Source organism: Cupriavidus sp. 05L411, from assembly GCF_056398045.1.
Genome location: NZ_JBFTOQ010000037.1, coordinates 59,539 through 69,621 on the forward strand (window position 1 = coordinate 59,539; position 10,083 = coordinate 69,621).

5 protein-coding genes and 1 pseudogene are annotated in these 10,083 nt (G+C 61.1%); 3 read left to right on the top strand and 3 right to left on the bottom strand.

The window, feature by feature from the left end:
- Positions 1–401: 401 nt before the first annotated feature.
- Together AC1DQR_RS30890 and AC1DQR_RS30895 are read left to right on the top strand one after the other, a co-directional pair.
- A complete protein-coding gene (locus tag AC1DQR_RS30890) occupies positions 402–1,637 on the top strand; it encodes an ABC transporter substrate-binding protein (RefSeq protein ID WP_416050375.1) in 1,236 nt (411 codons plus the stop codon).
- Positions 1,634–4,576 carry a bifunctional diguanylate cyclase/phosphodiesterase gene (locus tag AC1DQR_RS30895; protein ID WP_477134382.1) on the top strand — a complete coding sequence of 981 codons (2,943 nt, stop codon included), beginning with the start codon at positions 1,634–1,636 and terminating at the stop codon, positions 4,574–4,576. The genes AC1DQR_RS30890 and AC1DQR_RS30895 overlap by 4 nt, the downstream gene beginning before the upstream one ends.
- A gap of 86 nt (positions 4,577–4,662) precedes the next feature.
- Here the strand turns inward: AC1DQR_RS30895 and AC1DQR_RS30900 are convergent, their stop codons facing one another.
- From AC1DQR_RS30900 to AC1DQR_RS30910, 3 genes and pseudogenes are all read right to left on the bottom strand, one after another.
- Positions 4,663–5,460 (bottom strand): alpha/beta hydrolase, encoded by a 798-nt coding sequence (locus AC1DQR_RS30900; protein ID WP_477134385.1) that lies wholly within the window; start codon positions 5,458–5,460, stop codon positions 4,663–4,665.
- Between the two features lie 46 nt (positions 5,461–5,506).
- Complete coding sequence (gene fusA / locus AC1DQR_RS30905) at positions 5,507–7,555, bottom strand: elongation factor G (protein ID WP_416049506.1); 2,049 nt, start codon at positions 7,553–7,555, stop codon at positions 5,507–5,509.
- 189 nt (positions 7,556–7,744) lie between these two features.
- Positions 7,745–8,144, bottom strand: a pseudogene (locus tag AC1DQR_RS30910) (SgcJ/EcaC family oxidoreductase).
- 192 nt (positions 8,145–8,336) lie between these two features.
- On the opposite strand from AC1DQR_RS30910, the gene AC1DQR_RS30915 reads away from it, so the two are divergent.
- A complete protein-coding gene (locus tag AC1DQR_RS30915) occupies positions 8,337–9,752 on the top strand; it encodes an IS1182 family transposase (RefSeq protein WP_477134383.1) in 1,416 nt (471 codons plus the stop codon).
- Positions 9,753–10,083 lie beyond the last annotated feature (331 nt).

Genomic DNA, 10,083 nt, shown 5'->3' on the forward strand with positions numbered 1-10,083 from the left:
ATACCGGCAACTACGCGTCATGGCGGGGAAATTCGGGTTTGTCCCCGTACAGTATTCGCACTCGATGTCGATATGCAGTGTAGGCACAGCCCCCCTCAATTCGCCCGATCTGCTGTCATGGTCAAACATACGCATCCCAGCCGTCGTAAGCGTTTCCCGATGCGGGTTGGCTGCGCATTCACGCTTGTCGATGCCGTTGCAAGCTATCGCAGCCCGGACGCCACCATGCCTCATCATCGGTTCTTTCGCGACGCAAGCGCCCACGGTTCGCTTCCCGGCACGGCAAAAGTGCCTGCTGAAGCACGGCTAATCCATCCCGAATCCGCAAAGTGAATCACCAAGCGCGCAGCATTGGGTTTGCCGCCCTGCTAACGGGCCTGGTCAGCCTTCTTTTATTGTTCTTGTCCGGTTGCCAACAGCAAGATAACGCCGCGCCAGGCGCAGCCGTGCCCGCCAGGACCGCCATTACCGCGTTGATATGGGCGCCAGACTGGCCGGAGGAAATGCTCCAGATTGCTGCGCAATTCAGCAAGCTCAATCCAGACGTCCGCGTGGACGTGCAGTTCATGATCGGCAATTCGGTCGAGGAGAATATCAAGCCCCGGATCGCCTCTGGCAACCTGCCGGATCTGGTGAGTGTCAATCCGAACGCCTATGCGGCTGAGTTGGCCGATCAGGGCATCCTGACAGACGTGAGCACCACATCGGCATGGAACAACATGCTCAGCCCGCTCAAGGGGGACTGGACCAGTCGCCAATCCAAGCGCTTTGGCATATCCGGCGGCGTGGCGACAACGCTGATCTACTACAACAAGACACTGTTCGCGAAGGCTGGGATCAAGGAACTGCCAACCAATTTCCACGAGTTCCTGATGGTTTGCGAGCAGCTCAAGCTTGCGGGCTTCACACCCATCATGTGGAGCGGCGGCTTTCCGAACATGCTCGGCAACGGCCCCTTCAGCGTTGGCTTTGCCAATAATGTGGTGGCGCGCGAGCCAGCCTGGAAGCAGAAAATTGGCGATGGCACGCTGGACCTGAACACGCCTCAGGTCGCCGATATCTTTGCCAGTATTGCGCTGATGCCGCAACGCGGCTACGTGCAAGACGCCTTCATGGCGACGGATGACGATGAGGGCATACGGCTGTTCAAGGAGGGCAAGGTCGCGATGGCTTTTCACGGCAGTTGGGCGGCTGGCCATTTGCTGCACGGCAACCCTTTCGAGGTTGGCGTGTTCATTCCGCCCTGGAACGCGCCCGGCAAGCGTGTGGTGCCTGTGATCGGCAGCGAAACCGGGTTTGCGGTGTGCGACACGCCTAACAAGGCCGCGGCCACGCGTTTTCTCGAGTTCATTGCCGGGAAGGGGTTCTCCATTCTCCAAAGAAAACGCCAGAACATCCCCCCATTCAAGCAAGGCGCGGGAACGCTTGTGAACGATCAGAGAATGGTCGACTACACAAACATGGTCAGCCGCTATCCGGTGACCGCCAGCCCCTACTATTCGGTTCTACCCTCCAACTCGATCGAGCAGCTTCATCGATTGATGCAGGACGTGCTGACCGGGAAGATCACGCCCGGACAGGCAGCCAGACGCCTCGACGCGTCGGTCAAGAATGAAGCAAAGATGCACTACAAATGAGCTCAATCACAGGGTCGCTGCGAAGCGCCTTCGCCTATCTCTCGCTGGACCTGCTGCGCCGTGTCGAAATCCGTTACCGGCTGATGACCGCGTTCAGCCTGCTGTCGCTGATACCGATACTGATTTCGGGCTACATCTCGTATGTGGAGTCCACCGCCGCGATCAAGGAGAAGGCGGAGATCTTCTCCAAAGAGATGGTCAAGCAGGTATCCAAGAACATCTCGCTGCGCATGGAGCAGGTCGAGACGGAAAGCAGCCTTCTTGTCCTGTCTGATCGCGTTCAAAATACGCTGACAAACGTGGTCAATGGCAGTGCAAAGGAGCAGAACGAGGCGCGCCAGGATATGACCCGGCTGCTGCTGCAGCACTACGGATCGGCTGACTTCATCAACCAGAAGTATCTGCTCGACAAGAACAACCGGATCATGGACACCCAGGCGTTCGCGCAACTGACGCGGGGTGTCATGCGTCTGGTCAAGCAGGCGCCCGAGCGCAATGGCCGGGCTTACTGGGGCAGTTACGACAACGGCGCCGGACAGCAAAACCTCGGGATGGTGCGTGCCATCATCGGCAAGAGCAACAATCAGCGGATCGGCAACCTGGTCCTGGTCATTCGCCCCGACTATTTCTCGACCATATTCAATGACGTCGCCTCGGGAAGCGGAACGGAGATCTACGTGCTCGATGCCAGCAGCAACAAGCTGGTTGTCCGCACCGACGGCATATCCACGAACACCGACGGGACGGCTGAGCCTGACCTGATCAAGAGAATCGCGAACAACGAGCTAAACGGGGAGCCGAGTGGGTTCGTCGACTTCCAGGACAAGCGCGAGGCGCGCTACCTGGCCGCGTACACAGGAATTCCCGGCACGACATGGGTCGTGGTCAGCACAATCCCCGAGAAGAAGCTGATGGCGGAGGCACAGTCCGTGCGCAATCAGATCGTACTGGTTGGCATCTTGGGTTTCCTGCTCTCGATCTTCCTGGCCTACTTTATTTCCCACAGCATTTCGGCACCACTCAAAGAGCTGGTGCGAAAGATGCACGACACTGGCAACGATGCGGGCGCCGAGGCGCAGGCGCTGGCGCGCACCGATGCCGGCGGCAAGGACGAACTAGACTGGCTCGCGCAGTGTTTTGAAAGAATGAGCGGGGCCATCAAGCAGAAGATCCAGAAGATCAACGAGATCAACGCCTCCCTGGAGCACACCGTCGACGAACGAACCGCGGAACTCGTCACCCGGGAGCAGGAGTCGCGAACGTTGATTGAGAACTCGCCGGACACCATTACCCGCTACGACCGAGACCTCCGCCGCACTTACGCCAATCCCGCCTTCTGTAACTCGGCAGGGTGCAGCCTCGCCGAATCGCTCGGCAAGCGGCCCTCGGAAGTCCCCGGCGGCGCCAATGCGCTGATCTACGAGGAAAAGATCGCCGAAACCATTGCAAGCAGAAAAAGTGGGCAATTCGAGCTGAGATGGCTCAGCAGGGATGGACAAGAACATTGCACCCATATCCGCCTGACGCCAGAGATTGACCGCTCGGGCAAGGTGAACTCAGTGCTGGCCGTGGGCCGTGATCTATCGGACCGGATGGCGTTCGAGGCGACCATCTGGAAACAGGCCAATTTCGATGCGCTGACCCATCTTCCGAATCGCCAGATGTTTCACAGCCGTCTCGAGCACGAAGCCGGCATCGCGCATCGCTCCCGGCAGCATATGGCCTTGATGCTGATCGACCTGGATCGCTTCAAAGAGGTCAATGACTCCTTGGGACACGACACAGGCGACATCCTGCTGATCGAGGCAGCCAGGCGCATCATTTCGTGCGTGCGCGAATCGGACATCGTCGCTCGCCTTGGCGGAGACGAGTTCACCGTCATTTTGCCCAACACCGGCGATACCAAGAGCATTGAACGCATCGCAAAGGCCATCATCCACAAGCTGGCCGAGCCCTTCGCGCTCGGCGCGGATGAGGCGTTTATTTCCGCCAGCGTCGGCGTCACGCTTTACCCCGACGACACCAGTGAACTGGACGTCCTTTTCAAGAATGCCGACCAGGCCATGTACGCAGCCAAAAACGCCGGGCGCAACCGCTTCAGCTACTTCACGCCCGACTTGCGCGTAGCGGCAGAAAAGCGCCTGCGTCTCACCAGCGATCTGCGTGCCGCCCTGCCTGGCGGACAGTTCAAGGTCTACTACCAACCCATCGTTGACCTGGCCACCGGGGAAATCCGCAAGGCCGAGGCGCTGATCCGCTGGCTGCACCCCGAGCGCGGCACCATCAGTCCGCTGGACTTCATTCCCCTGGCCGAAGACACGGGGCTCATCGTGCCAATCGGGGATTGGGTGTTCAAGCAGGCCGTGCATCAGGCCCGTCAATGGCGCGGCCGCTTCCATCCGTTTTTCCAGATCAGCGTCAACATGTCACCCATGCAGATCCGGCAAGACGGCCAGGTTTGTGCGCAATGGTCCGACTATCTCATGCGGGAAGGGATGCCGGGGCAGAGCGTTGTGGTGGAGATCACCGAGGGCCTGTTGCTGGACGCCGAACTGAACGAGAAGCTGCTGACCTTCCGTGACGCCGGCATCGGCATCTCGATCGACGACTTCGGCACCGGTTACTCGTCCCTGGCCTATCTCAAGCGCTTCGACATCGATTACCTCAAGATCGACCGTTCATTCGTGCAGAACCTCGGCTCAGACGGCGACAATCAGGCGCTTTGCGAGGCCATGGTCATGCTGGCGCACAAGCTGGGATTGAAGGTCATTGCAGAGGGGGTGGAGACGACGGAGCAGCGCGATTTTCTCATCGCCGTGGGTTGTGATTTCGCCCAGGGTTTTTTGTATTCCCAGCCGGTTCCGCCGGATCAGTTCGAGAGCTTGGTATGGCCGGATATCGAGAAACGGCAGGGTAGCCAGGCGTGCGTCACGCTTTAGTGGCTGAAGGAGTCAGCCCGCCCGAGCGTGCGGCATTTGGGTCTTGGGTTTCACCTTCACCCCGCAGGGGCAGGGCTAGCGCTAACTCAATCCGCACCCCCGAGCAAAAACCGAACGGCATCGCGCCACCAGCCGCCGTCCACCCGCTCAAACCAATCGTTGTGCTCGGCACCCGGCACCACACGCAACTGCCGGGGCGCCACCAGCCCGTCATGCAAGGCCACGCCAAAGCGCGCCGGGACGATGCTGTCGCGCTCCGCAACCACCACCACAACCGGGCGGTCGAACCTCGCCAGATTGGCCGCGCTGTCATAGCGGTCTCGCAGCAGCCACGACACCGGCAGCCAGGGATAGTGGTAGCCAGCAACATGTTGCAGCGTGTCCCACGGCGTAATCAGCAGCAGGCCTGCTGTCTTGTCCCGCTGGCGCGCCGCGGCCGCAGCCGCAACGCCGGCCCCCAGCGATTCGCCGATCACCAGCAGCAGGGCGCCGTATTGGCGATAGGCCTGCGCGATGATCTGCTCGGCATCAGCCACCAGGCTGGCTTCGCCCAACGGCCCCGGGCGCGGTCCGTAGCCCGGGTACTCGGCAAGCATCACGCGCACGCCCTGGGGCGCCAGCGCTGCGGCGTAGGCGCTACGGTGGCCGGCATGTCCGGCATTGCCATGGAACACAATCGCGGTGGCGCGCACTGGCCCGGTGGGCTCCGCAATCAAGCCCTTGAAGTCTTGCGAAGACGGCCACGCCCTTAGCCCGCCAGCAAGCAACTCCGGCAACGCCGCCTTGGCCGGAAAATACAGAAACTGGTCTTGCAGCGCCGCAAGGGCAGGGGACGGCAGAAGACAGCCGAGCCATAGCGCAAGCCCGGCGGTCTTCACCGCCATGCTCATGCCGATGCCCATGCCGGCATTGCGGCATCCCGGCAACCCCTCAGTCCACGCCGTTGCCATGCGCCTTATGCTGCGACGCCATCACCTGCTGCTGGGCGGGCGGCACGGCTTCGTAGTGACTGAGCTGGATCGTGTAGTTGCCGTGGCCGCCGGTGATGCTGTTCAGGCGCGATTGGTAGTCGTTCAACTCCGACAACGGCACCTGTCCCGCCACCAGAACGCTATTGCCCGCCGCGGTGCGCGTGCCACGCACCTGGCCGCGCTTGGCGGAAAGGTCGCTGATGATGTCGCCCATCGCCGCCTCGGGCATCGTCACCTCGATATCCACGATCGGCTCCAGCACGCTCGGCCGCGCCTTGAGCACGGCCTCGATAAAGGCCTTGCGCCCTGCAGCCGCGAACGCTACCTCCTTCGAATCCACCGAATGGCTCTTGCCATCGAACACGGTCACGCGCACGTCCTGCATCGGAAAGCCCGCCAGCGGCCCGCTTTCCAGCACCTGCCGGATGCCTTTTTCCACCGCGGGAATGAACTGGCCCGGAATCGCACCCCCCTTGACCGCATCGACAAACTCGAAGCCCGCGCCGCGTGGCAGCGGCTCCACGCGCAGCTGCACCTCGCCGAACTGGCCGGCGCCGCCCGTCTGCTTCTTGTGGCGATGATGCCCCTCGGCCTTGCCGCCGATGGTTTCGCGATAAGCGATCTTTGGCGGCCGCGTCACCACCTCCAGCTTGTACTGGCCGGTCAGGCGCTCCAGCGCGCAGCGCAGTTGCAGCTCGCCCAGGCCAAGCATCACCGTCTCATTGGTGCCCGCCGGATGCTCGATGCGCAGGCAGGGGTCTTCCGCGCCAAGCTTCTGCAGGACCTCCGACAAGCGCTGCTCGTTGCCGCGGCGCGCCGGCTCGATCGCCAGGCCATAGATCGGGGTGGGAAAGTCAAGCGGGGCCAGGTGGATGTTGCCGTCCTCGCTGGCATCATGCAGCACGGCATCAAAGGCGATCTCGTCGATCTTGGCCACGGCGCAGATATCGCCCGGCCCGGCCTGCGGCACCTCAACGCGCTCCTTGCCCTGCAGCATCAGCAGATGCGCCACCTTGAACGGCTGGCGCGCATCGCCGATAAACAGCAGGCTGTCACGCGTGACCGTGCCCTGGTGGATGCGGAACACAGCCATCTTGCCCAGATACGGGTCCATCGTGATCTTGAAGACATGCGCCAGCACATGCTTGTCCGGCACCGGCTCCGCGCGAATCGCCACCTGGCGCTCGCCCGCATCACGGTAAAACAACGGCGGATTGCCCTCGGCCGGGTTCGGCAGCAAGCGCACAAACACATCGAGCAGCTCCGTGACACCGGCCCCGCTGGCCGCCGAGGTAAAGCAGATCGGCACCAGGTGGCCCTCGCGCAGCGCCCGCTCGAACGGCGCATGCAACTGCTCCGGCGCAATCTGCTCGCCCTGCTCCAGATACAACTCCATCAGCTTCGGATCGATCTCCACCACCTGATCCACCAGCGCCTCGTGCGCCGACGCCACCGACAGGAAATCCGCCTCGCCAGCCGGGTTAAAGAAGCAATCCACCACCTCGCCGCCGCGCCCCGCCGGCAAGTTGATCGGCAAGCACTCCTTGCCAAACGCCTCCTGGATATCCGCCAGCAGCTTGGGCAGATCCACCTTCTCCTTGTCGATGCCGTTGACCACGATCATCCGGCACAACTTGCGCGCCTGCGCCCAGCCCATCATGCGCCGGGTCGTCATCTCGATGCCGGTCTGCGCGTTGATGACGATGGCAGCCGTCTCCACCGCCGCCAGGGCGCTCATCGACAGCCCGGAGAAATCCGGATAGCCGGGCGTGTCCAGCAGGTAGATGCGGGTGTCGCGATAGTGGAGGTGGGCCACCGCGGTGGTGAGCGAGTGGTGGTACTTGCGCTCCAGCGGATCAAAGTCGCAGACCGTGGTGCCGCGCTCCACGCTGCCGGGCATGTGCAGCGCACCTCCCTTGTGCAGCAGCGCCTCCACCAGGGAGGTCTTGCCGCACCCCGCGTGCCCCAGCAGGGCGACGGTACGAATTGCATCGGGACTATAAAGCATGGTCGCCCTCGTCCGGCAATGGCAGTGAGATCATTATTGGCGATATGGGGTGGGAACGCCATGTGGGGTGAATCCGGATTTGGGGTGGGGTGGGGACGGTGTGCGTGGTGGGGGTGTGCAGGCGCTTCTTTTTATGGTGCGCTGCGCAATGACTGGTTCGTTCCTGCAATTCACTTGGCGATGCCGTCGTCACAGGGGTGCTGCGGTTTCCGCTGTTAGCAGGTTTGCGTCGCGGGTAAGTCGCCAACGGCCGTCTGGATCTTTGCGCAGGATGGTGAGCGTGTAGCCGGAGCGGTGCATGGCGGGGCTGCCGTCAGGCGGCGTGACGGTCATGCGGATATGGTTGCGGAGGTAGGCCCAGCTACCTAGGACTTGGACTTCCTGGATGTCGTAGGTGCCGTCGATCTGGACGTTCTTCGTGCCTTCGGAGGCTGCGGCGAACTCCTTCTTGCCGAAGGGCGGCTGGCCGGGGGGGCATGAAGATGACGTCGTCGGTTATTAGGTCCAGGACTGTGGGGAGGTTGCCGGATTTGGTGGCGGTGAACCATGCTTCGACTACATCGCGGATGGCGTGTTCATCTTGGGTCATGTTGGGTTGCTCCGGTAGGGGTAGAGCCTTAGGATGGCACGTAGGGGACGGTGGCGGCCATGAAGCCAGCTCGTTAGAAACACTTGCGGAGTGAGTCGTCAACCGCCGCTATCAACCGATTCTGTTGAAAAACTCGGCATCACGGAACGTCGGCGCCTATCCTTGAGATCATCGTTCGACGAGGGTTTCGCCATGATGGGTCAACAAGTTGGATCGCAGGATAGGCTCTTCTACTCGTTCAACCTTGATGACCATGTGCCCCGTAGCCACCTCTTGCGTGGCATTGATCGGTTCTTCGATCTTGGCGATCTTCGCCAACACCTCGCGCCTTACTACAGCCACACCGGGCGCCCCTCGATTGATCCCGAGCTGATGGTTCGCATGCTCATCGTGGGCTACTGCTTTGGCATTCGGTCAGAGCGCCGCCTCTGCGAAGAGATTCATCTGAACCTGGCTTATCGCTGGTTCTGTCGGCTTGGTCTCGAAGATCCAATTCCCGATCACTCAACGTTCTCCAAGAATCGCCATGGCCGCTTCCGCGAAAGCGGCGCGCTGCGTCACGTGTTCGAGATGGTCCTTCGCCGTTGTATGGCGGAAGGGCTGGTTCAAGGCGAAGGCTTTGCTGTCGACGCGAGCATCATCAAGGCAGACGCAAATCGCTCCCGAGGCGTGGCGGGAACGGAGATCATCGATTGGAACCAAGGCGAAGGCCCTAGCCGCGCCGTTCGCGAATACCTTGCTGCGCTGGATGAGGTCAATAAAATCAAGGACGACGCAGCGTCCGAGGCAGAGCCTACGATCCCGCCGAAGAGCATCTCGTTGACTGATCCGGCATCGCGCTGGACCGCGGCACCCGGTGGCCCTGCCTTCTTTGCTTACTCGACCAACTACCTGATCGACCTGCACGCGGGAATCATCCTGGACGTCGAGGCCACCCCCGCGCATCGAACCGCAGAGGTGGAGTCAACGAAGACGATGATCAACAGAGTCGAAGAACGCTTTGCTCTTAAACCTCAGCGTCTTGCCGGCGATACCGCCTATGGGACCGCGCCAATGCTCGGGTGGATGGTCGAAGAGAAAGCGATCGCGCCTCATGTTCCAGTCTGGGACAAGACCCGTCGCGACGATGGCACGTTTCCGAGAGAGGACTTCCGTTGGGACGAGCAAGCCAATGAGTACCGCTGCCCTGGTGACAAGGCTCTGCGCAGCGATTGGCGTGCATATACGAACCCACGCACTCACATCACGAAGGCCGACACCGTCATCTATCGATCCAGCCAGCATGACTGTGGTGGGTGCGCGATGAAGAATCAATGCTGCCCAAACATGCCATTCCGCAAGATCGCACGCAGCGTCCACGAGAACGCGCGTGACGTGGCACGGAAGCTCTCGGCGACACCGGAGTTCAAGCGGTCGCGCAGGGAGCGAAAGAAGGTCGAAATGCTATTTGCTCATCTAAAACGAATCCTGAAACTGGATCGCTTGCGGCTACGAGGGCTAACTGGGGCACAGGACGAGTTCCTACTAGCAGCAACAGCGCAAAATCTGCGACGAATGGCAAAGCGGTTGATGCCGTTCGGTGAAGATATGAATGCGATAGCGGCTTAGCCGCGATGCACTAGGTCGGAAGACCCTCGAAGCTCGGGTGCCGCAGATCAACGCGAGCCCCACCGGGAGCGAACGCCTATCCCGATCGATATCCAAACCGAGTTTTTCAACAGAATCAACCCAAAGCGGACTGTCGACTTAGCGAAACGTCACAGGTACTTCTCGACGTATGGGCGGTTCTCTGCAGTGGTCTAATTTCCTCGGACAGGTCGATAGGGTGACAATCCATATCGACGAGGAAACAGATGACAAGACAACGCCGACAATTTGATGCCAGCTTCAAGCTGGAAGTAGTACGGATGGTGAAAGACCAGGGGCTATCGGTGGGCGA

What these genes read in the sequence shown, in the direction of transcription:
- AC1DQR_RS30900 (WP_477134385.1), bottom strand. Translation starts at nt 5,460, where the DNA reads ATGGCGGTGAAGACCGCCGGGCTTGCGCTATGGCTCGGCTGTCTTCTG.
- fusA (WP_416049506.1), bottom strand. Translation starts at nt 7,555, where the DNA reads ATGCTTTATAGTCCCGATGCAATTCGTACCGTCGCCCTGCTGGGGCAC.
- AC1DQR_RS30915 (WP_477134383.1), top strand. Translation starts at nt 8,337, where the DNA reads ATGATGGGTCAACAAGTTGGATCGCAGGATAGGCTCTTCTACTCGTTC.
- AC1DQR_RS30895 (WP_477134382.1), top strand. Translation starts at nt 1,634, where the DNA reads ATGAGCTCAATCACAGGGTCGCTGCGAAGCGCCTTCGCCTATCTCTCG.